The following is a 22,440-nucleotide window of genomic DNA, read 5'->3' as shown; positions in this document are numbered from 1 at the left end:
GTCGCCTCTCGCCGCAGGTGATCAGCACCTGATTTGGGCTACTAGGTTCCGGTCAACGCGGCCAGCGTACCATTCGATGATCTGGCGTAATCTTACCCGAGCTCGCCGACTTGATTTGCCTTATAAGCTCGAGTGCCCGGAGGACATCAATCTGGAACGCACGCTACCGAGCCGGTGTGAGTTTTACGCTGTACTATGAACGACGCAGTCCCCAAAGGCCGCAGTGAGGTCGAACGGTTCTTCGGGATTTGGTTGATCGGCGAGTCTCCGCTTCAACTCGTGCCGCGACATAGGTCTGCCGAGATGGTAGCCTTGAAATAGATCCACGCCAAAGGATGATACGAGTTCGATCTGCCGCGCCTCTTCCACGCCTTCGGACGATGGGCCTCTGGGAACAGTTCCCGACCAGATCGATGATGTTCTTAAGCAATTTCGCACCGCGGGGCGTGTCGCAGCTCTGTACGAAGAAACGGTCGATCTTGACCATATCGAAGCGAAGCTCGCTCAGGCACGTAAGGCCCGCGAATCCCGTCCCGAAGTCGTCCAGCCAGACGCGGATCCCACTCTCGGAGAGCCGATCCATCAACCTGGCGACCTCCGGGTTGCCGCTGATCTGCCCGCTTTCGGTGATCTCCAGGGCAAGACGCGACGGTGCGATGCCGGCCGCCCGGACGACCGCCTCGACGGTGCCGACGAAGTCCGGGTCGCCGATCTGTCGCGCGGACACGTTCACGCTGACGATCGGGAGGGCAGGCTCGCTCGCGAGCAGGTCGCAAGCCTCGCGCAGTATCCATGCGCCCATCTCGAGAATGACTCCCGTGCGCTCGGCGACGGGAATGAACGCCTCCGGCGAGATCGCGCGACCTTCGGCATCCTTGAGCCGCATGAGCGCCTCCGCGGCCCAGATGCGACCGGTCGATACGTCGACGATGGGCTGGAAGACCGCGGAGATACGCCCGTCGGCGACCGCCGATCGAAGCGTCTCGGCACCGAGATCGTCACCTTCAGCGCCATGGAGCATTCGCGCGTTGAAGACCCGCGCGCGGTTACGGCCTTCCTCCTTAGCGACGTAGAGGGCGAGATCGGCTGCGGTCACCGTGCGCTCGGGCTTGTCGCCCGCGGCATCCGCCGAGAACGCCGCCCCAATGCTCACCGTCACGGTCGAAAGGGCATCGCGCCGCGCGGCATGTGGGATCTGCAACGCCTCGACGGCCTGACGGACCTCCTCGGCGAAAGCGAGGACCTGTTCGGTCGAGGTGGCCGGGAAAAGGGCGGCGAACTCCTCGCCGCCGAATCGACCCAGGGCGTACCGTCTCCGGTCGGCCGCGCTCCGCATGACCTCACCCAGCGCGGCGAGGCACCGGTCGCCCTGCTGATGCCCATAGCGGTCGTTGTAAAGCTTGAAGAAATCGACGTCGATCAGGAGCATGCCGAACGTCTGACCCGAAGTCGTCTTGGCGAGCCAGAGTTCCTGCAGGACGCCGTCGATGGCACGTCGGTTCGACAATCCGGTCAAGACGTCGGTCGTGGACAGCCGGAAAAGCTCCTCCCCGCGTAACACGATCTCTCGTTGCCGCAACTCCGCGCGGCAGGCGTTCAGATATACGCGATAGCGCTCGCGATTGTACTTGAAGTTCAAAAACATCGTGAGCAGGAAGCTCAAAACGTAAAGCGAACCGAAGCAAATGACGTAAATTGTGCTATCAGAAAATATCGTGGCCCAGATTAGGAAGGTAGTTGTAATCAAGCCGGACGAAATTAGAGCAAATTCGGAGCTGAGATTGAAAAACAGGTTGGCGACCAGCATGAAGATCAGGCCGTACCCTGCATAGTAGAGGATCGCGTTCGCGTCGGAGCTCTGTGCCGCGAGGAGCAGCCATGCCACGAAGCCAACGTAGATACCGAGGCAGCACTGAAGCTCCAGAATGCGCGTGGCGACGCCACGACGGACCTGCGCCACGATCCCGATGACGTAGGCACCACCAATCAGGACGCGCAACGCCATGAGGTACGGGAGCATGTCGCTGATGAGGAGCGCGTCCATCGCGCCGAACGCGATGTAGAGCATGCCTACGAGCTGACACGCCCGGCCCATCTCCTCGCGCGTAGAGTGCGCGTGTTGCGCCTTGAATGCCTCGTGCAGGATCGACGAACGGCGTTGGAACCAACGCTTGCCGATTTCGCAGTCGAGTTGGTCGAGCGTTGCGGTACTCATCTCGGACATGCCTCACGCGGCATCGATACCAGCGGCACGTCCCGAAATTCTTAATGCCGCCTGTGGCGCATCGACCGATAGCTGCGCGTCCGACGCTCAGCACGACGGGTCAGGCCGGTGATCGGGCAAGCCCTGCGAGGGCGGCCGGCAAGCCCTGATGGCGCATCGTCGGATGTGTGCAGCCGATGATGCGATCAAGGATGAACAAACGGGCGCTCTGGTCCGGTAGGGTCATACATAGGCATGGGATCCTTCGCGCTCCGCACGCTTCAGCAACCCCCTAGACAAAGCTTAACCATTCGTTAAGCTTAACCATAAGCCGTGGATGCGTTCCGGCGTCGGGACTCAGGGGTGGTTAAGCATGTCGGGTGGGCAACTTTCACTATCCCGCGAGCGCGATCGCTTGCATGGTTTTGTGTCGCTCAGGGAGTTCGAGCGATCGCGCGGCGATGTCAGCCAGATCCCGGCGGAGATTCCCGAGGAACTCTACCCGGTCGTAGCGGACGACGTCGGGCGAGCCCTAACCAACCTTCTCGGACTTGCGCAGCCGGGGAACTACGCGAGGCTGACGAGCGCCGTCATCGATCTACTCGGAGCCTTGAAGGAGGCGTTCGGCGATCGGGCGTGGCGGGAGGCAGTCCTGCCGGCCGCCCGTGCACACGCCCTCGCCGGCCTCGTGCACGAATGTCCGTTCACGCGGCACTCCTTCATGCAGCCGCGCGGATACCCCGGGGATGCCGGGCTGCTGGACTTCGTCTACCGCCATCCCGCCGCGCGGCTCGCGCAAGAGGCAGCGACCGATGCCGGGCGGACGGTCATGACCTTCACCGTCGACGTGACGGCCTGCGAGGCGGTGCGCCATCGCCGGTCCATCCTGGCCGCGAAGATTGACGAGACCGCAGCCCGCTGCGACATGCCGGCGATCCTGGCGGTCGCCAGCGGCCACCTCCGCGAGGCGGAACTGAGCGTGGCCTTGAGGGAGGGGCGTGTCGGACGTCTGCTCGCGACCGACCAAGACCCGGTCAGCCTGTCGACCGTCGACGGCTACCGGGCGTCGATTTCCGATGCGATCGAGACTAGGCAGGTAACCGTCCGCAACATCCTCGCGGGCAAGGCAGACCTGGGGCGCTTCGACCTCATCTACGCTGCCGGCCTCTACGATTACCTCGATGCCAGGGTGGCCGCGCGCCTGACGCGGATCCTCTTCGACCAGCTCAACGACGGCGGCCGACTCGTCATCCCGAACTTCCTCTGGGGTGTTCCCGAGGAGGCCTACATGGAAGTGTACATGGATTGGTACCTTCTGTACCGCTCCCGCGACGAGATCGAGCGCTTCGCCCAGGATCTTGAGCCCTCGGCGGTCCGAAAGACGACCTACACGGAAGATGCTGCGGGCGTCATCGGCTACCTCGAGCTCGAGCGCGTGTAGGGTGTCATTGCTTCGGTTGGGGGCAGCGTCACCTTAGAAAAGGCTTTGAAGGCCGTCTGTTCAATACGAAGCGCGGCCCGTGGCTGGCCTCTGGCAGGGCACCTACGACTGCTTGAGGCTGCACGCGTCCTGGAGCTAGCGGCCGCGCATGCCCGTCGCCCTCCCACGCTTACGCTTTCAACCACCAGGGGCATCCGTTACGCAGGAGCCTCGCAATTTCCCTCATCCCATACATTGGTCAGCACATAGGACTGTCCACCATGAGCAATTGATGTTGCGAAACTGATACTTGCCCTGATGGCAGATGTGGTCGCGACCCTTGTCGCTCTGCGGCTTGTCTGGTCTCATCTGCATGTCACGATCGGTCTGGTTTCAGAGCCGGACAGCCCTCTACGACTCGGGCGTTTTGACCGGCAACGCGTCCAACATCTCAACCAGCTTACGGACTTCCTGGACAAGTCGGTCGAGCTTTGCCATGGCAACGCGCGCCTCGGAGATTTCTGGGTGGTTCGACTCAAGGTCAACACTCAGAACGCGGACATTTTCACTCAACGTCTGCGCGAGCCGATCGAGGGAATGCGCGAGCATTCGCATGTGCGGAATGCGCGAGCCGAGATCCCGCCCTTCTGTCGCCGCAGCTGCCAGCAAATTGCTGATGTGGCTTGTGCCCGCGGCACTTAGATCGACAGGAAGCACTCGGAGTTCGGCCATTTTTCCCTCCTCGGGAACTCGGGCGCAAGACGGGCACATCACACCACGGTAGTATCAGGCGCTACAAAGGCGCTCTGCCACCCCAGGCGACTGAAGAATGGGCGTGTCGTCAGCGGTCTGAGACACGCTAAACCAAGGCGCTGAGGCTCCGGCTGATATCAGCCATACCGGCTGATGCGACTTGCATGTTCGCCGAGATTTCGCCCGTTGCCGCGCTCTGCTGCTCGATCGCCGCGGCTGCTCCCGAGACGAAGTCCTGCACCGATCCGACCGCCTCGCTGATCGCCGCCAGAGTCTGCACCACCTCCGCCGACACGTCCTGCATCGCCGCGATCTCCTCCGAGATGCGAACCGTGGCGGTCGTGGTCTGTGTGGCCAACGCCTTGACCTCGTTGGCCACGATCGCGAACCCCTTGCCCGCCTCACCTGCCCGCGCCGACTCGATGGTCGCGTTCAGCGCCAGCAGATTGATCTGCTCGGCCGTCTTGCTGATCAATTGCACCACCCCATCCATCGCTTCCGTGGCCTTGTGCAACTGCACGGTCGAGCGGTCCGCACTCAGGGCATGGCCGTGGATCACGTCCACCGCCTGCTTAGAGCGGCTCATCGATACCGTGATCTCGGCCACCGACGCGGTCATCTCCTCGGCCGCAGCCGCCACCGCCTGTACGTTCGCCGCCGTCTTCTGGGCCGCCTCCAAGGCTGCCGCGCGGGCGCGGACATTCTCGGTGATGTCGGTGGCGTACTTGACCACCTTGAATGGGCGACCGGACATGTCGCAGATTGGATTGTAGGTCGCTTGGATCCAGACCTCACGCCCGTTCTTGCCGACCCGCGAGAATGCGGCCGAGTGGAACTCGCCCCGCCGCAGCTTCTGCCAGAACTCCTGGTACTCGCGGCTAGCCGCGTAGGCTCGCTCGACGAATATCTGATGGTGCTGGCCCTGAATCTCATTGAACCGGTAGCCCATCGCGTCGAGAAAGTTGTCGTTGGCGTCCAGGATCGTGCCGTCCATGGCGAAGTGGATCACGGCCTGCGCCTTGTTGATCGCGTCGATCTGGCCGGAGAAGTCGGCATTCTTGAGCTTCTCGGCCGTGACGTCGGTGGCGTATTTGACGACCTTGAACGGGCGACCATTCATGTCGAAGATCGGGTTGTAGCTGGCCTGCAACCAGATCTCCCGCCCGCCCTTGGCGAAGCGGCGGAACTCCGCGTTCTGGTGTAGGCCGCGACCGAGCTTCTGCCAGAAACTGGCGTACTCCCAGCCTTTGGCCTCTTCAGGAGCGACGAACATCGCGTGATGCTGGCCGACGACCTCGGCCCGGTCATAGCCGACCGCTTTGAGGAAGTTGTCGTTGGCGTCCAGGATCGTGCCGTCCATGGCGAAGTGGATCACGGCCTGCGCCTTGTTGATCGCGTCGATCTGGCCGGAGAAGTCGGCGGCCTGCATCTTCTGCGCGGTCACGTCGGTGGCGCACTTCATCACCCGGATGGGCTTGCCCGCCTCATCGAGGATCGGGTTGTAGGTCGCCTGTATCCAGACCTCCCGGCCGCCCTTGGCCAAGCGCCGGTACTCGGCGGACTGGAACTGGCCGCGACGCAGCGTGGCCCAGAACTCGGCGTAGGCTTTGCTCTCGGCCTCGCCCTTGTCCATGAACATGGCGTGGTGCTTGCCCACGACCTCGTCCAACTCGTAGCCCATGGCGGCGAGGAAGTTGGCGTTGGCTTGGAGGATCGTGCCGTCCATCGCGAACTCGATCGTGGCCAGCGACTTGCTGAGCGCCGCGAGCTTGGCCTCCAGCGTGGCGCGGCTGAGCTTGGGAGCTGCTTCCGACTTCTTGTTCAGGCGTAAGCCTGAAGGGCGGGCGCTCGCAAACAGCTTCAGCATGGCGCTTCGGGTCCGAATATTGCAGAGACTGGCCGCTCGCCGAGCAGCATGGCAGTCGACTAAGATCAAGCTGCCGGCCAAAGCCTAAATTTTTCCTAACCATGTTGAGTACACAACATAGGTTACATTGCGGCAGAGCGCCTAAAACCCGAGGTTGTGCTGGCTCGGTTTCTCAATCTTCCATTGCTGAGGCTGGGAAATCGCAATCGCGATCCACTGGCCTTGTCCTGCGTCGAACTCGTCGCACCCAAGCGATGCTTTTGGCGCGGAGATCGACCGCGACACCAATGCCGCGATCGACCTCCGGGCTGTGTCCCCTGGCGTGGTGTAGCTTCGGCGTGGCCACCACGATCACCGGCTTGGGCCGGATTGATCAGGCTGCCAGGGTCGGCAGGCTGACGAGGGGATCATCGCCGATCGGGGCGATGCTTTCCAGGGTGATGTAGCGGGAGCGCTGGACGGCCCACTCGTCGTTCTGTTCCAGCAGGATCGCGCCGACGAGGCGTGTGATGGCCGCCTCGTTGGGGAAGATGCCGACCACCTCGGTCCGGCGCTTGATCTCGCCGTTGAGGCGTTCCAGCGGGTTCGTGGAGTGCAGCTTGACCCGATGCTGGGTGGGGAAGCCCATGTAGGCCAGCACGTCCGGCTCAGCCTCGTCCATCAGCGCGGCGAGCTTGGGGACCTTCGGCCGGAGCTGATCAGCCACGCGCCGCCACTGCTGACGGGCCGCCTCGGCATCGTGCCTCGAGCAAATGCCGTGGCGATGAAGGCGGAGACGACACGCCGCCCGCTGCGTCCGGCATGGGCGAGCACGTTGCGCATGAAGTGGACGCGGCAACGCTGCCAGGTCGCGTTCATCACCTTGGCCACCGACGCCTTGATGCCCTCGTGGGCGTCCGAGATCACCAGCTTGACCCCGCGCAGGCCGCGCCGCGCCAGCTTGCGGAGAAAGTCCGTCCAGAACGTCTCGGCCTCGGACGGGCCGACATCCATGCCGAGCACCTCGCGACGGCCGTCAACGTTGACGCCCACCGCCACGATTACGGCGACAGAGACGATACGGCCGTCCTGGCGCACCTTCACGTAGGTCGCATCGATCCAGAGGTAGGGCCACTCGCCCTCGATGGGCCGGGCGAGGAACGCGCCCACGCGCTCGTCGATCTCCTGGCAGAGCCGGCTGACTTGGCTCTTCGACGCGCCTGTGCCGCCCATGGCTTGGACGAGGTCATCGACCGAGCGGGTCGAGATGCCCTGGATGTAGGCCTCCTGGATCACAGCCGTGAGCGCCTTCTCGGCCATCCGGCGCGGCTCTAGGAAGCCTGGGAAGTAGCTGCCCTTACGCAGCTTCGGAATGCGCAGTTCGACCGTGCCGGCCCGCGTCTGCCAATCCCGGTCACGGGTCACCGTTGCGCTGGACCAGCCGCTCGGCGCTCTTTTCGCCGTGGGCCGCGCCGGTCAGGCCACCGACCTCCAGCTCCATCAGGCGTTTGGCCGCAAAGCCGATCATCTCGCGCAGCAGATCGGCGTCGGCGCTCTTCTCCATCAGCCCGCGCAGGGCCATCATCTCGTCGGTCATCGAGGGTCTCTCGGGTTCGAGGTTGGTGCTCGCAACCCGACCCTACCCGGCAACCGCCGATGACCACCCCGCGAGAGATCCCGCCTGCTACAGCGCTGTCAAGGGCGCGCAGGCGGGCTCTCCCGCTACCGGCGAGCTACACCACCTCCAGGGACACGACCGACCTCCGCGAACGCGCGGTTCTCAAACGTGACAACTCCGCCTGCTGAAGCAGGCGGCTTCTCAGGACAGCTCCGCGGCAACCCGCCCGCTTAAGTCCTGAAGGCACGATATCCCGGCCCTATCCGAAGGCCCGTCGATGCACGATCTTGGCCGCGGCAACGTCACGGTCCAGCACACAGCCACAGGTGCAGCGGTGCTGGCGTTCCTTGAGCGCCTTCGGCTTGATCGCGCCACAGGACGGGCACGTCTGCGATGTGCCGCGCGGATCGACCAGCACGACTTCGGCTCCGGCACTTGCAGCCTTGAACCGGACGAACTGAACGAGCGTGCTCCACGCGGCGTCATGAACGGACCGGGCCAGCATACCTTTCTTGAGCCCAGTCAGATTGAGATCTTCAAACGCGATGCCTTGGTACCGTGACACCAGGGACCGCGAGAGCTTGTGCAGGTGATCGCGCCGCTGTCGCGCGATCTTCGCAGACGCCGCCGCCAATCGGGCCTTGGCCTTTAGGCGGCGGCGACTGCCGCGCTGGCAGCGTGCGAGCGCGCGTTGGCGGCGTCGCTGAGCCGTGTGCGCCCGGCGAGCATAGCGCGGAGCCGGGATGATCTCTCCGTCGCTGGTTGCGACTAAGCTGTTCAGCCCAAGATCGATGCCGACGGTGCCGGTACCGCAAGCGTCGGCAAAGGCGGCTTCGACCGAGAACACGACGTACCATTTGCCCTGCTGGCGCGTCACGATCGCGGTGGCGATCGTCGCGTCTTTCGGCAGTTTGCGGTGCCAGACGGCTTTGATCCCGCCCGGCACACCGACGATGCCGAGGCGACCATCTTTCCTCAGGCTCAGCCCGTCGCCGAAGCGGAACGTGGCGGCGTGGTAGCGGGCCGCAGCGCGAAAGCGAGGAAACCCGTATCCGCGCTTGAAGAAGGCAGCGTAGGCCTGCTGGAGGCGGCGTAGCACCTGCTGCAAGGCAGTGAACGACCAGCGTCCCAGCCCCTCGGGATCGTCAGCGCGGCAGGCTTTAGAGCTGTTCCCGGTCAGGTAGCGACGGCCAAGTCATTCTCGTAGCCGGCTGCGGCGAGGTAGTTGCGGCACTCCTGCGGCGTGAAGCGGGTGAAGGCCTGACGGATCGCCGCCCAGAGATCCGGGATCGTGCGGGCTGCCGTGCTGCGTAGCAGAGCCTTCAGCTTTGCGAAGGCCTGCTCGATCGGGTTGAAATCAGGGCTGTAGGACGGAAGGTAGAGCAGCCGCGCTCCTGCGGCCTCGATCGCATCCTGCACGCCGGCGACCTTGTGGGCTGGCAGGTTGTCCATGACAACGATGTCGCCCGGCTGCAGCACCGGGACCAAGGTGTCGGTGACATAGCTGCAGAAGCACCTGCCGTTCGTGGGGCCGTCCAGCAGCGCGGTGGCACACAGCCCGCTCGTGCGCAGGGCGGCCGTGATGGTCGTGGTTTTGTAGTGGCCGAGTGGGGCTGCAAGCCGGCAGCGCTCGCCGCGTCGGGCCCAGCCGTAGCGGCGCGCCATGTTGGTGGCAGCCGCTGTTTCGTCCAGGAACACCAGCCGGTCCGGATCGAGCTCGGGCTGGGCCTCGAACCAAGCCGCGCGGGCCGCTCTTACGTCGTCACGCTCCTGCTCAGCTGCATACGTCGCCCCCTTTTCCAGGTGATCGCGTGTCGCTGGAAGAAGCGCGACAGGCCGCTTGTGCTGGTCTGGACGCCCTGCTCAGCCAGTCGGTCGCGCAGCTCGCGCAGGAAGAGACGCGGCTCCTGTTCGGAAGTCGCCAGGATCAGTGCGGCATGCGCCTCGATGCGCTGCGAGGTGTGATCGCCGCCCATCGGCTTGGGCGCGACATGGCCCTCTTGGTGCGAGCGCTGCGACCAGCGGCTGGCGCTGGACACGCTGACCCCAAAGCGAGCTGCGGCTCGGTGGCACGAGGCCCCTGCCGCCACGGCAGCCACGACACGCTCGCGTAAGTCGACCGACAGAGGTGAAGGCATCGGCATGCTCCTTCACCCGTCAACGCGCCAGCCGCTAACCCGTCGCAATCCGCCCGGGACCGGCTCTAAGTTCATTTGCCTGCTGGGCGTAGCCCAGGCTGACACGTCGACGGCGGAACGCCTCAATGTGCTGCTGGAGCCCTGCGTTGTACAGGCCACAGAAGTCCCGCAGCATGGCGTCGAGCGCCACGACCTGCGCGCGATTGGGCCGGAGCCGATATTTGTACGATCTCAACGCCACAGGGAGATCGTACCCGATCTGTTCTCAGGAGCAATCGCCGAGCCGCGTTCCCCCGTCGCCTAAAGGCGACGGTCCCCTGCTAAACCATTTATGGCTGTCGGGCCGGCGATGACGGCGCGTGAATCGAGCCGCACCTGCGGCCCGAAGCGGGAACTCTCGAGGCGGCCATGATCGCGAACCAGGCGATCATGGCCGGGAGATGCCCCTGCGTTCACGCAGGGGAGTCGGTCACAACCGGCGTTGCATGGGCGTGAGGTTCAGACCGGTGATGGTCGGGTGGACGGCACCCATGCGCCCGCCGAACCACGAGGCTACAGCGCCGAGCACCAGCGCGAAGAACCCGAACAGGGCACCGCGCGAGACGGCCTTGCGCGTCAACTCGGCCGCCTGCTTCGCCTGCTCCTTGGCGCTGTCGGCCGCTTGACGGTACTGCTGCTCGTACTGCTGCACTTGACCCTTCGCCTGATCGACCGGGATGTTCTGCGCCTTGGCCAGAGCCTCCGCCGCACGGTTGCGCGCCGCCTCAGCCTGAGCTTGGTCACCGGTGACGGCGGCGCGCACCGCGGCCACGGCCGCATCCTTCGCGGCCGCCGGATCCTGGCCAGCGGAAGCCCCGCGAACCGACTGCTCAATGGAGGAGAACGGGTCGCTCACCTTCGAGAGGGATGGCGCGGCCGTTTGCGCGGCGGTCTGAACCGCGCCGCCGGCCGTGTGGGCCAGACCGCCGGCCACACTGCTGAGCGAGTTGAAGGCACCGCCGAGCACACCGCCGACCGTGGAGGACAGCAGGTAGAAGATGACCAGCGTGGTGAAGGCCCAGGCCGTCAGCCCATGCCAGGCGGCGGTGTTCTCCTTCGGCTTGCCCGAGAGGCGGCCTGCCGCGTAGGCACCGGCGAAGGAGGCGATCACGCCGGAGAGCGTCCACCAGAGGCCGGCACCGATGGAGAAGGTTTGCGCGGAGGGATTGTCGCCACCTGCCGCGGAAAGTGAAGCTGCCCCGATGCCAAGCCCCAGGAGGTTGAGGAGCAGCTGTACGACCAGGGCGACCACGACGCCTGCGAGCACCGCGCCCCAGGATATCCGGTTCAGCATGATCGAGCGCGCGTCCTCGCCCGGCGTGATGGGGCTGGTATGAGGCGCGTCATGGTCACCCAAGTCGCGCGGTGTTTCGGGGCGTAAATTGTCAGTCATGAGAGTTTCCGGAAAGCGATGCTTGAGCAGGCAAGATGGCACAATGCCGAAACGATAACCGGGGTATTGGGTGCCGGTTCGCTGCAGTCAAAGAAAATATCTGCTCCACGTCGAGATCGGAAGGTTCGACAAGAGTTCGGTTCGACGCCGGATGCGAGAAGCGGCGAGTTTCGCTTGGTCAACGTATGTACGATCAGAGCGCTTATTGGCTCGGCAGCACGCCCGTGACTCGGCATCAATCCATACGGCGCTGTAACTTTCCCGAAGAGATCTGCGGAACCGGTACAAAAAGACCTACATACCCGGTTAGAAACAACCAAAAAAAGATCGAGGAACCGGTTCGCTACAACCGACTTGACGGGACAAATGCGCCTCCGGCACGCATTGCCGGAGGCGCAGCACTCCAGGGCGTCGATGCACCATGTCCGCTAAGCAACCGCCTCCGCATGCGCGCGGGTCGCTGAAGGAAGCGCTCGGCAAGATCACCGGTGACCCCGAGGTTGAGGCGCAGGGCCGGGCCGAGAAGCATGGCGTGCGCGGCGCTCCCGAGCCCGCAAAAGTCCCCGGGCGGGCTGCGAGGACAGGCCGGCAGCCCGTTTAGCCTAGAGCGTCCGCCCCGCATTATCACATCGATTTACTCCACCGGCTGGCCGGGCCTGGTCCGCTTCGTCTCGCTTGCGGGAACGTTCTGCAGCCAGCCGTCCAATCGGATACGCCCACGAGGTTGCCATGATCAGTGAAGACACCTCGCCGAGTGCGCCCGGTCACTTCGACCTGGCGTGGTGCAGCCAATGAGCGGTCCGCCGGACAACGCCGAGGGCGTTGCCTCGGTCCGCGGGAAGTCCGACCGGAGTGGTCCTGCGGCCGAGCCCCATACCGTCGACCCTGGCCCCGGGTCTGAGCTCGTCATCCCGGTCGCCGAGGAACGCGCCCGGATCGACAAGCGCGTCGTGGAGACCGGCCGCGTTCGTGTCAGCACGCACACCGAGACCACCGAGCAGGTCCTGCGCGAGAGCCTGCGCAGCGATGCGGTGGGCGTCACCCGGGTGTCTGTGAACCGCACGCTGGCCGAGGGCGAAGCCGTCCCGGTCGCACGTACCGAAGGCGGGGTGACGATCATCCCCGTCCTCGAGGAGATCCTCGTCGCCGAGAAGCGGCTCGTCCTGAAGGAAGAGGTGCACATCCGTCGGACAACGTCGGGTGAGGACGTCGAGGTTCCGGTGACGCTGCGCAAGCAGCGCGCCGTCGCCGAACGCCTGTCCGCCGACGGGCATGTCACCAACACAACAGCTTCAACGAGATCCGAGGAGACCTCATCATGACGCAGACGATCACTGCGCTATTCGACAAGCCCGCCGAGGCGCAGGCCGCACAGGCCAAGCTCGTGGCTGCCGGCATCCCGCAATCGGCGATCCGGCTGGTCCAGGGTGCGCAGACGGCGCGTACAAGCGGCTCGTATGACTACCAGCGCGACGAGGGCGGGTTCTGGGGCTCGCTCAAGGAGTTCTTCATGCCCGAGGAGGACCGTTACGCCTACAGCGAGGGTCTGAGCCGCGGCGGTACGTTGCTGACGGTGCAGTCAGATCAAGCCCAGATCGAGACCGCCTACGACATCCTGGAGCAGAGCGGCTCGGTCGATCTCGACCAGCGCGAGGCCTCCTGGCGCAAGGAGGGCTGGAGCGGGTACTCGGCGACGGGCGGCACGACCGCGGCGACTGGTGCAACGGCAGGGACTGCGGGTGCAGCGGCCTACGCCTCCGGTGAGCGCTCCGCGACAGCCACGACCGCGGGCGAAAAGGACTACATCCCGGTCGCCGAGGAACGGCTGAACGTCGGCAAGCGCGTGGCTGAGGCCGGCCGCGTGCGGGTGCGCTCGTACGTCGCCGAGAGGCCGGTCGAGGAGCAGGTCACCCTGCGCGACGAGACCGTTCATGTCGAGCGCCGTCCGGTCGACCGGCCGGTGACGGCGGCTGACGAGGCCCTGTTCGAGAACCGGGTCATCGAGGCGACCGAGATCCGCGAGGAGGCGGTGGTGGCGAAGGAGGCCCGCGTCGTTGAGGAAGTTGGCATCCGCAAGGACGCGACGCAGCATGTCGAGACCATCGCTGACAAGGTGCGGCACACCGAGGTCGAGGTCGAGGATGAGCGCGGCAATGTCAGTCGCACCAGCACGACTGGCACGAACACCGGCACTACGCCGCGCAAGCCTGTCTAATGCCATTTATCGTGCCGCCTAATACTTAACGGATTGGGCGAGCGTTCGAGTGCGCCGTGTGCCGCAAGCTTGGCGGCACACGGCTTCACATCACACGCAATGCCAGAGACCTCGCATGTTCCTGATTCGTACGCTCCTCGTTCTGTTGCCGCTCTTCGCCACGACGCCTGTGCTTGCCCAGACCACGACCACAGGTAGGCCCGCGACCGGGGGTGCCTCGAGCGCGACGTCGGGTGGACAGAACGCCGTGACACGACCCAACACGGATCACGTCCAGGACGGCAAGCCCGGCGGCACTGTCGCGCCCGCGAACGTCAAGCTGGAGAAAGGAGCCAACAGCTTCACCGAGGGCGAGGCAAGGCGGCGGCTTGAGAAAGCCGGCTTCCGCGACGTGAGAGATCTCAAAGAGGATGCGGACGGCATCTGGCGCGGCAGCGCGACGATGGACGGCAAACCGGCCAACATCGGCCTCGACTTCAAGGGCAACGTCGCCGCCGAATAACCCTCGCAGTTCGAAGCAGTTTTCTCCCAATTTTGGAGCTTTTCATGACGGCGCGCACGCTCACCGCATTGTTTGATCGATACGACGAGGCGGCTCAGGCCGTGTCGAAGCTGGAAGCGGCAGGCGTACCGCACGGCGATATAAGCCTGGTCGGCAACAACGCCGACGGCGGCACCGGGGCGGGTACCGCATCCGATCACGCCGCGAGCGGTGCCGGGACGGGCGCGACGATCGGGACCTTGATCGGGGGGGCGCGGGGTTGCTGGCCGGCCTCGGGCTGATGGCCATTCCCGGCGTCGGCCCCGTCGTGGCCGCGGGCTGGCTCGTGGCCACCTTGACGGGAGCGGGCGTCGGTGCGGCCGCAGGTGGGTTGACGGGCTCGCTGACCGGTGCCGGCGTCAGCGAGCAGGATGCCCGGGCCTATGCCGAGGGCGTCCGGCGCGGCGGTACGCTGCTGACGGTCCGCGTGGCTGAGGGCTATTCCGACTCCGCCGTACGCATACTGGAGGAGCACGGGGCGCTCGACCTCGACGCGAGCGCCGAAGGCTGGCGACGCGAGGGTTGGAGTGGCGTAGAGCCGAGCACGGCGGGTGGCGAGACGACGTTAGGCGACCCGGATCCAGCCGTGGGCTCGGCCACTCACAGGGGCGATGCGGGTCGCGGATCGCTGGCCGAGAGCGACACCCGCCTACCCGGTGCCCGACGCGTTCGAATCTACGATCATCCGATCTGAACTAGAGGTCACTCCAGCGGATGCGGCTTGGTCGAAGAACAGGTAAGATTGGTTGACCATTTTGGTTTGGACCTTGATTTCATCGCCTAAGCTTTTCGGTACTTGAGTGATGCACGCGCTGATCGTTTAAGATCAGCGCGTACATCGCCGCCACAGACTCTAGATATGAGTGGAGCTGCAAGTGCATGCAGCTAAGGAGCGGTGTTCCAGGGAAAGCTAAGGGAGCGCCCCCGGCCCTTGCGGCACAATCAGAACAACTCTGCGCATGATAGCTGGTGCTGAAAGCGCGTTGTATCGGCGGGTAGAAGCCATGTGAGATGTAGCAGGCGTCATGCTCGCTCCGAGCACTTATCGGTTTCGAGTTCACACTGAGGTTTGAGAAAAGTAGCGCGTGTGTAAGTTTCCTTTTCGAGATCCGTGTTCCCGGCATTCCAGAAGCGCTGCTGCACGGACAACGGTCGCTCGATATCTCAGCCGGCTTCGCATCCGCGTGTTCTCCGATTGATCATGGTGGATGACGAGCCAATCGGGCAAGATGCCTCACGAGTCGCGCTGGAGTTGAGCCCGATGCAATCCTCCGTGCCCGTGTCGCCGCCCTGCACCTACATGGCAGCATTGACCGAGCTACTCGGTGAGTTCCCGGTCGGACGTGACTGGCGTCAAGAACGGATGTCGGAGCGGTTAGATGAACTCGAGTACGAGGCTCGCTGGAGTGGGGCTCCGGAAACCACCCTGGCTGCGATCCAAGGCGCACGCGTGCTGCTCTTGCTCACGTGATGCCGACTTTCGCCTCCGAGCGTAAGTCTCAGCTCGGGATAGCTCTACCCAACTGCGAAGCAAGTTCGATGATCGTGCAATTCCAGGCGCACCGGAGGCCTACGTCGAAGCTTGTCATTCAAGTACGGACGCCAGCACAGGCGACACTGTAGCCTCGTGCGGTAGCCCAATCTGGCGTTTCCTCCCTTCGACTGAGCCGCCTCTCGCTGAGGCAGCTCCTTTTTGTAAACTCTTCAATTTGCAATGGTGAGGCCTTCCTCAAGGCTGCTTGTGCCGGTCACGGCTGTTTCTTACCGCCGCGCCAGCGACGTGAACACATAATAGCTCAACATTCGACCGGCCTGCTGCGCCGCCTGAACGTCGAAGCCTGGCAGCGGTTCCGATTCTGACATCGTGCCGCTATACATCCACATCTCCGGCCCGATGAACTTGGGCACAGGCCAGTCCTGGCGCACTGCGCAGTGAAGGGCGGGCTTATGACGGTGCATGAAGATATTATAGAGCTTGTGATGGCTCTGATTGTCCATGATTCAGCTTTTGACAGTGAGGTTGCGTTACTTTGGACTGGAGGCGGCTTGGAGGAGTCGAGTCCGGGCAGCCGACGGTTTTCGCGTCTGCGGCCAGCCTTTCGCCGACGGTCGGCCCATCCCGGCCCACGCCTCATTGGATGGGTTTGGAACGTCGGGTTTCACACCGAGGAGAATGCGCATCCGCGCCCTGTCAACGCCCCTGCTCGACCATGACGACCGATGGCGCACCGCCATATGAGGTGGAGTGCGGAGCAGCTCAAGGTGCGATGACGAACGGTGACGGCGTCCTCATCGACCCACCTCGGTCATGATTCGCGTGGAAAAGCGTGGCTATTTGGCCCGCTTTCCAGCAGAGACGCCCGAAGCTCACGCTCCAGACCCTTTGAGCACCGCGTCGAGCTTGGTGGCTAATTGCGGGAGCGTGAACGGCTTGCCGATCAGATGCGTGCCGGCGTCCAGCACGCCATTGTGAACGATGGCGTTGCGTGTGTACCCGGTCATGAACACGACCTTCAGGTCCGGGCGCAGTTTCAGCGCAGCATCCGCCAGCCTGCGCCCATCCATCTCGGGCATGACCACATCCGACAGAAGCAGTGCAACCTCCGGATGATCCGCCAGCAGGCGCAGGGCCACGGCCGCGCCGCTCGCTTCGAGCACACGATAGCCGATCTCGCGCAGCGCCTCGACGGCGAAGCGGCGCACGCCCTCTTCGTCCTCAACGACGAGAACCGCCGTTTTGCCATCCGCCTGCACTGGCGCGGCGGCGTGCGGCTCGGTGATCTCCTCGGTGCCGGTATAGCGTGGTAGGTACAGCTTGACCGTGGTCCCCTGCCCAGCCTCGGAGTACAAGGCGATGTGTCCGCCGGATTGCTTGATGAAGCCGTAAACCTGGCTCAGGCCGAGACCCGTACCCTTACCTTGCTCCTTTGTGGTGAAGAACGGCTCGAAGGCGTTCCTCATCACCTCCGGGCTCATGCCGGTGCCGGTGTCAGTCACCGCCACAAGGACGTACTGCCCCGCTGTGACCTCCACACGGGACGCCGCGTAAGCCTCGTCGAGGTGAGCGTTCGCCGTCTCGATGGTGAGCCGCCCACCTTCAGGCATGGCGTCGCGCGCGTTCACGGCGAGGTTGAGCAACGCGTTCTCCAGCTGGCCTGCATCCACGTGGGTCCGCCACAGGCCGCCGCCGAGCACCGTCTCGATCTGAATCGTCTCCGGGAGCGTGCGCCGCAGCAGTTCGGACAGGCCGGACACGATCTTGTTGGCGTCGAGCGGCTTGGGTTCGAGAGGCTGTCGTCGCGAGAAGGCGAGCAGGCGCTGCGTCAGGTTGGCCGCGCGCGTCGCACCCTCGCGTGCGTTCTCGATCAGGCGGCGCTGGCGCTCGTCGCCGTTCGCCATGCGACGACCGAGAAGATCGAGCGAACCGAGGATGATCTGAAGCAAGTTGTTGAAGTCATGCGCAATGCCACCCGTCAAGCGGCCAATCGCCTCCATCTTCTGCGCCTGCCGAAGCTGCGCTTCCATGTCCTGACGCCGGGCGGCCTCGGCATGCAGGGCTGCCATGGCCATCGCCTCGCGGCGTGTACGCCGCAAGGCGACAAGGCTCAGGGCGACGAGCCCGAGTGTCGCGGGGATGCCGAAGATCAAGTGACTGGCCATCAGCATCAGCCAGCCGTGGATCACGACGGCGCGATCGATACCAACAGTCACGTAGATTGGGTACCCCGGCAGCCGCCGATAGGCATTGATCCTCTCGACGCCATCGAGGTCGGAACGGCCCTTGACCAGACCGCGCCCAGGGCTTTGTGCGATGGCGCGCATCATCGGTCCGTGCGCCGAACGCCGGGTCACGTCATCGGGCAGTGCTGGATAGCGGGCGAGGACGGTGCCGTCGGCGCGCATCAACGATGCCGTCGTGATGCCACCGCCCTGTACGACGTCTCCGTAAAAATCATGGAAGTACGAGGGGCTGGCCGACACCGCCACCACGCCCGCAAAGCCGCCCTGCCCTTCCTCGCGCGCCGTGCTGATCTGGAAGTTGCGCCTGCCGAACACGCGACCGACGAGCACCTCACCGATATAGGCCTGCCCACGAGGGGTCGTGCCGTCGCGGTGGGCACGGACGTAGTCGCGGTCGGATAGGTCGAGCGCCTGTGGCGGTGGAGAAGCAATTGAGCCGACGAGGGGGTGACCGATCGCATCCAGCACCCAGATGTTGCTCACCTGCGGCAGACGGCGGACGATCTTGGCGAGACGGGCGTGCAGATCGGGTTCCCGAGCCCGGACGTCGGCGTCGCTGAGACCGCGGGTCAGTTGGTCGATTTGCTCCACGACCAGGTCGTGGGTCTCAAGCACCTTCGCGGCGTGCTCGTGCATGAGATCGAGGGTGCGATGCAGCCGTTCGTGCGCCTCGCTGAAGGCGTTGCCGTAGGCGATCCATGAAGCGGTCGTGAAGATCAGGATTGGTAACGCCAGGGCTGCCGCGGTGAGCCAGCGCAGCAGTCGCTCAGCCGCTCCTGCCACAGGCAGGTCGAGCGCCTCGTCCATCATGGCTTCTGTCGACAAGTGCAATCAGACGGCTCTCAGTGGCGCTCATCGCCAGCGGTGAGGAAGGCCGGAGCCGGCTCGCTAGCGCGCCTCAACGCGGTGCAGCGCGCTTGGGATCCCAGCGATACGCCACTCCCAAAGGCAATATCGTGATCAGCGATAGGGCCGCCGAGCTGATGTTCGGCGTTCAGGAGATCGGCATCTCGATCCGGCAGCGCACCCCGTCGGACCCGAGGATGTAGTCGACCTGGGCTTGCATCGCGTAGGCCAAGGCCTCCTGGATCAATTCAGTACCGCAGCCGCGGCGCGTGATCGTCTCCGGATTGATAGCAACACCGCTCTCGCTCCAGCTCAGGGCCAATCGGCGATGTCCGTGCCGATCCAGCACTGCCTCCCAGGTCACGGCGAGATGACCAGGGCTGCCCTTCAGGGCTCCATACTTCACCGCGTTGGTGGTTAGCTCATGCAGCGCCAGCGCGAAGTTCTGCACCTGACGGGCCCTGAGGCGCACCTCTGGACCCGAGATCTCAACCTGTTCGGAGGCCGCCTCGGTGTGTGCGGCCAACTCGGCGCGGACTAAGGCTCCGACTTCGACGGTGTCGCTCCCATTCTGGCTGAGCAGCCCAAGAGCCCGGCTGAGCGCCTGCAGCCGTTCCTCGAAGGCCTCCACGGGGCCACCCTGCTTCACTGTCCGGTCCGCAACCGCCGAGACGACGCCGAGTAGGTTGCGCGAGCGGTGTTGCAGCTCGTTCACCAGCACCTCCAGGCGCTGGGTGGCCCGCTTGGCGTCAGTCACGTCCTCGGCGATGCCGCCGATGCGCTGGACGCGTCCCATCCCGTCGCGGAGTGGAAAATCGGTGTTGCGGATCCAACGCTCCTCGCCCTCAGGTGGCCGGCAGATGCGGAACTCATGTATGGTGGCCTCGCCGCCTCGGGCCTGTTCGAGATGGCGAAGTGCCCCGTCACGGTCTTCGGGCAGGACAAGGTTTGTCCAATGCTCCACGCCTCCCAACATAGTCTCTCGGGTGGCACACCGTAGACGGAGTGCATCGCTGGGCTGGCGTACTCCATCGCAAACGTTGCAGCGTCCCGGATCCAGAGCGCGTCAGCCGATGAGGCTGCGAACTGCTGGAAGCGTCCCTCGCTCTCGCGCAATCTTTCGGTGGCCTCCCGTCTCTCGGTGATGTCGGTACCCGCCCCAAACCACTCGGTGATCTCGCCCTGGCCGTCGAGCAGCGGAACCGCTCGCGAGATCACCCAGCCGACACGGCCGTCGGCGAGCCGAACACGATGCTCCAGCTCGAACAGAGACTTGGTGCGGATCGCCTGCTCAATCGCGGCGAACACGATCGGGCAGTCATCGTCCAAAATGTACTTGGACGCCCAGTCCTCGATGGGCTCGGCTGTATGAGTGAGATTTGCGCTATCGAGCTGGTACATGATCCGCCAGTCGGGGCTCATGCGATAGATCGAGTAGGTGCCGGCGGTGACCAAGGCGCGAAAGCGCTCCTCGCTATCGCGCAATGCTGCCTCAGCGTGTTTACGCGTTGATATGTCGAGCACGAACTCCACGAAGCCGGGGCCGAGCTTGCGTGCCGTGAACAAGCCCCACCAGTGCGAGCCGTCCTTGCGGAAGTACTGCTTCTCGTACGGCGCACCCTCGCCTGTGTCCCGGACCTCCTCCACGAACTCTGCAGAGCGCTGACGGAAGTCGGGCGGTGTCAGATCATTCCAGCTTTTCCTCAACGCCTCCGCGCGCGAGAAGCCGGTCATCCGCAGGAACGCGTCGTTCATGTCCGTGAGGCAGCCGTCCCCGCTCCAGAACGCCACGCCGACGGTGCTGATCGACAACGCGAGCCGCAGCCGTTCCTCACTCTCGCGCAGCGCCTCCCCGGCCTGGGAGCGCTCGATCAAATCAGCGGCCTGACGGGCGAGCAGGTCGAGGAAGCGCGACTGTCGTTCGCTCGGGCGATGGCCGGTCTGTCGCCAATGCGTGTTGAGCATGCCGAGCAGTCGGCCTGCGCGTGACACGAGCGGAATGGCCTGCGCCGACTGAAAGCCAGCCCCGACGAGGAGGGCACAGCCAGGATCTGCGACCTCTTCGGTGAAGTCGACAAAGGCTGGCCGACCCGTGCGGAGCGCCAGACCACGCCCCGTGCGGCTGCTCGCGTGGACGTTGCGGAAGCGCTCGATGATCGCTCGCGAGAAGTTCCGGGTCGCGAGTAGCGCGAGCGAGTGCGTTTTTGGGTCGTAGATCTGAAGCGTTCCCGCATCCGCCTCTGCGAGGCCGATGGCGGCAGAGACGATCTCGTCATAGATCGTCTCGACATCGTCCTCGGTCACAAGGCGCGCCGCGAGGTCGCGCAGGAGCAGCGTGTCGGCGAGGTCGGCGGCAAGCCGCTCATCGTGTAGGCGCTGCTCCGTCATGTCGAAGCTCACGCCGTTGACGATCCACGGTCGGTCGCGCTCGGGGCGGCCGCGCAACTGCGCCCAGCGCCCCCTGCCCGGCCCGCTCATGACTTCAATCTGGCCGTCGAACGCATCGCCAGCCGCGGTGGCGCGTGACACCACAGCGCCGATTTCGGTACGGCCCTCCGAGGACATGCGGTCGGTGAAGACGGAAAGCGCATGAGGCCCGTCCGACGGTGGTAGGCCCCACAGCTCCAGGAATGCGGCGTCGCCCCAGATCAGCTCGTCGCGCAGGTCCAAGCGCCACGTGCCCATGCGCCCGCCCTCGAGCGCGATGCGGCGGAGCTCCTCGCTCTCACGTAGTGCGTCCTCGGCCCGCCTGCGATCCGTGACGTCGGTAAACAGGGCGGCAAGCCGGTTCTGCCCTGGCGCACCAGCCGGAAATACATAGACGCTGTACCAACGGTCCAGCCCAGCGACGAAGTCGGCGAACCGCTCCGCTTGCCCGGTTCGGGTGACCGTCGCGTAGAGATCGAGCCACATGTCCTCGGCTTCCGGAAACACCTCCCGCATGGTCTGGCCCGGCTCGGGCCTGCGCCCGGTTTGCTTGGCGAACCCGTCGTTCGTCTCGACGTAACGGAAATCGACGGCCTTCCCGCCCTCATCGAAGATCATATCGAAGACCGCCAGACCTTCATCAATGGCCGTGAAGAGTGTTCGGTACTTCGCCTCACTCTCGTGCAGGGCGGCGACTGCGGCCGTCCGCTCCCGTTCCGCCATAACCGCCTTCGTGGTCTCGATGACCGTGCAGAAGATGCCAACAACCGTGTTGCCGCCGTTGCGCACCGGCAGGTAGTGGACGTTCCACCACGCCTCCTTCACCGCGCCGTCTCGGTTGATTGGCAACAACGCGTCCTGAAGGATGACGGCTTCCCCCCGCTGCACGCGCTCGTAGAGCGGTGCCATGATGTCAGCGATCTCCGGGAAGCATGCATGCGTCGGCTGACCGAACGCGGCGGGGTGCTTGCCACTCATCAGGGTTCGCCAAGGATCATTGTAGATCTGGATGTGGGTGGGTCCCCACAACAAGATCGTGGCGACCGGACTGCCAAGCGTCAGATCGACGGCCGTGCGCAGACTCGCCGGCCATGCCTCGATGGGACCGAGTGGTGTCGCTGCCCAGTCGTGGCCGCGGATGCGCACGGCCATCTCGCCATTTCCGTCAAGCCGCTCTGACATAAACCGGTCGTTCATTTTCTAATGCCGCTCACCATGTCTGCTTGCGCGCGGCGCGGCAATCATAGCATTTCAGGTCTT

15 protein-coding genes and 3 pseudogenes are annotated in these 22,440 nt (G+C 64.6%); 6 read left to right on the top strand and 12 right to left on the bottom strand.

Translation table 11 applies throughout. The features are described from left to right. Nucleotides 1-193: 193 nt before the first annotated feature. Nucleotides 194-2,224 carry a putative bifunctional diguanylate cyclase/phosphodiesterase gene (locus M6G65_RS06605; protein WP_250103722.1) on the bottom strand — a complete coding sequence of 677 codons (2,031 nt, stop codon included), beginning with the start codon at nt 2,222-2,224 and terminating at the stop codon, nt 194-196. Between the two features lie 352 nt (nt 2,225-2,576). Here M6G65_RS06605 and M6G65_RS06600 point away from each other — a divergent pair, with 352 nt between their 5' ends. Next, complete coding sequence (locus M6G65_RS06600) at nt 2,577-3,644, top strand: methyltransferase type 12 (RefSeq protein ID WP_373323860.1); 1,068 nt, start codon at nt 2,577-2,579, stop codon at nt 3,642-3,644. A gap of 390 nt (nt 3,645-4,034) precedes the next feature. Here M6G65_RS06600 and M6G65_RS06595 read toward each other — a convergent pair whose 3' ends face one another. From M6G65_RS06595 to M6G65_RS06565, 7 genes and pseudogenes are all read right to left on the bottom strand, one after another. Then, nucleotides 4,035-4,355, bottom strand: coding sequence for a hypothetical protein (locus M6G65_RS06595; protein WP_238198843.1), 321 nt, complete (start codon nt 4,353-4,355; stop codon nt 4,035-4,037). 127 nt (nt 4,356-4,482) lie between these two features. Continuing rightward, nucleotides 4,483-6,243, bottom strand: coding sequence for a methyl-accepting chemotaxis protein (locus M6G65_RS06590; protein WP_238198842.1), 1,761 nt, complete (start codon nt 6,241-6,243; stop codon nt 4,483-4,485). 373 nt (nt 6,244-6,616) lie between these two features. After that, nucleotides 6,617-7,819 (bottom strand): annotated as a pseudogene (locus tag M6G65_RS06585) (IS256 family transposase). Nucleotides 7,820-8,099: 280 nt separating this feature from the next. Next, nucleotides 8,100-8,939 carry an RNA-guided endonuclease InsQ/TnpB family protein gene (locus tag M6G65_RS06575; protein ID WP_238198863.1) on the bottom strand — a complete coding sequence of 280 codons (840 nt, stop codon included), beginning with the start codon at nt 8,937-8,939 and terminating at the stop codon, nt 8,100-8,102. Nucleotides 8,940-9,016: 77 nt separating this feature from the next. Next, nucleotides 9,017-9,978 (bottom strand): IS630 family transposase gene (locus tag M6G65_RS06570; RefSeq protein WP_238198840.1). Its coding sequence is split into 2 segments (ribosomal slippage): nt 9,017-9,639 and nt 9,639-9,978, totalling 963 coding nucleotides; the frame shifts between segments, so codons are not numbered across the junction. 34 nt (nt 9,979-10,012) lie between these two features. Continuing rightward, complete coding sequence (locus tag M6G65_RS33685) at nt 10,013-10,153, bottom strand: hypothetical protein (protein WP_347710494.1); 141 nt, start codon at nt 10,151-10,153, stop codon at nt 10,013-10,015. A gap of 294 nt (nt 10,154-10,447) precedes the next feature. Further along, nucleotides 10,448-11,410: a PhnA-like protein gene (locus M6G65_RS06565; protein WP_238198839.1), complete on the bottom strand. Its 963-nt coding sequence runs from the start codon at nt 11,408-11,410 to the stop codon at nt 10,448-10,450. Nucleotides 11,411-12,201: 791 nt separating this feature from the next. Here M6G65_RS06565 and M6G65_RS06560 point away from each other — a divergent pair. The 5 genes and pseudogenes from M6G65_RS06560 (at nt 12,202) to M6G65_RS06540 (ending at nt 15,637) form a co-directional block, all read left to right on the top strand. Then, nucleotides 12,202-12,732 carry a YsnF/AvaK domain-containing protein gene (locus M6G65_RS06560; protein WP_430929550.1) on the top strand — a complete coding sequence of 177 codons (531 nt, stop codon included), beginning with the start codon at nt 12,202-12,204 and terminating at the stop codon, nt 12,730-12,732. Continuing rightward, nucleotides 12,729-13,625 (top strand): YsnF/AvaK domain-containing protein, encoded by an 897-nt coding sequence (locus M6G65_RS06555; RefSeq protein ID WP_250103721.1) that lies wholly within the window; start codon nt 12,729-12,731, stop codon nt 13,623-13,625. Before M6G65_RS06560 ends, M6G65_RS06555 begins: the two co-directional genes overlap by 4 nt. A gap of 115 nt (nt 13,626-13,740) precedes the next feature. Next, the gene (locus tag M6G65_RS06550) at nt 13,741-14,127 is read left to right on the top strand and encodes a hypothetical protein (RefSeq protein ID WP_238198837.1); all 387 of its coding nucleotides are present in this window, start codon (nt 13,741-13,743) and stop codon (nt 14,125-14,127) included. A 44-nt stretch (nt 14,128-14,171) separates the two neighbouring features. Beyond that, nucleotides 14,172-14,597 (top strand): annotated as a pseudogene (locus M6G65_RS33915) (hypothetical protein); the annotation flags it as partial. A gap of 770 nt (nt 14,598-15,367) precedes the next feature. Continuing rightward, nucleotides 15,368-15,637: a hypothetical protein gene (locus M6G65_RS06540; protein WP_238198836.1), complete on the top strand. Its 270-nt coding sequence runs from the start codon at nt 15,368-15,370 to the stop codon at nt 15,635-15,637. Nucleotides 15,638-15,927: 290 nt separating this feature from the next. Here M6G65_RS06540 and M6G65_RS06535 read toward each other — a convergent pair whose 3' ends face one another. From M6G65_RS06535 to M6G65_RS33910, 4 genes and pseudogenes are all read right to left on the bottom strand, one after another. Next, nucleotides 15,928-16,164 carry a hypothetical protein gene (locus M6G65_RS06535; RefSeq protein WP_238198835.1) on the bottom strand — a complete coding sequence of 79 codons (237 nt, stop codon included), beginning with the start codon at nt 16,162-16,164 and terminating at the stop codon, nt 15,928-15,930. Nucleotides 16,165-16,533: 369 nt separating this feature from the next. Then, on the bottom strand, nt 16,534-18,717 hold the full coding sequence (locus tag M6G65_RS06530; RefSeq protein ID WP_238198834.1) for a hybrid sensor histidine kinase/response regulator: 2,184 nt from the start codon (nt 18,715-18,717) through the stop codon (nt 16,534-16,536). A gap of 184 nt (nt 18,718-18,901) precedes the next feature. Beyond that, on the bottom strand, nt 18,902-19,729 hold the full coding sequence (locus M6G65_RS06525; RefSeq protein ID WP_250103720.1) for a sensor histidine kinase: 828 nt from the start codon (nt 19,727-19,729) through the stop codon (nt 18,902-18,904). A 197-nt stretch (nt 19,730-19,926) separates the two neighbouring features. After that, a pseudogene (locus M6G65_RS33910) lies at nt 19,927-21,141 on the bottom strand (PAS domain S-box protein); the annotation flags it as partial. Nucleotides 21,142-22,440 lie beyond the last annotated feature (1,299 nt).

The organism is Methylobacterium tardum (genome assembly GCF_023546765.1).
Taxonomy (GTDB): domain Bacteria; phylum Pseudomonadota; class Alphaproteobacteria; order Rhizobiales; family Beijerinckiaceae; genus Methylobacterium; species Methylobacterium tardum.
Note: the sequence above shows the minus strand (reverse complement) of the source record. Positions and strands in the feature narration are given on the sequence as shown.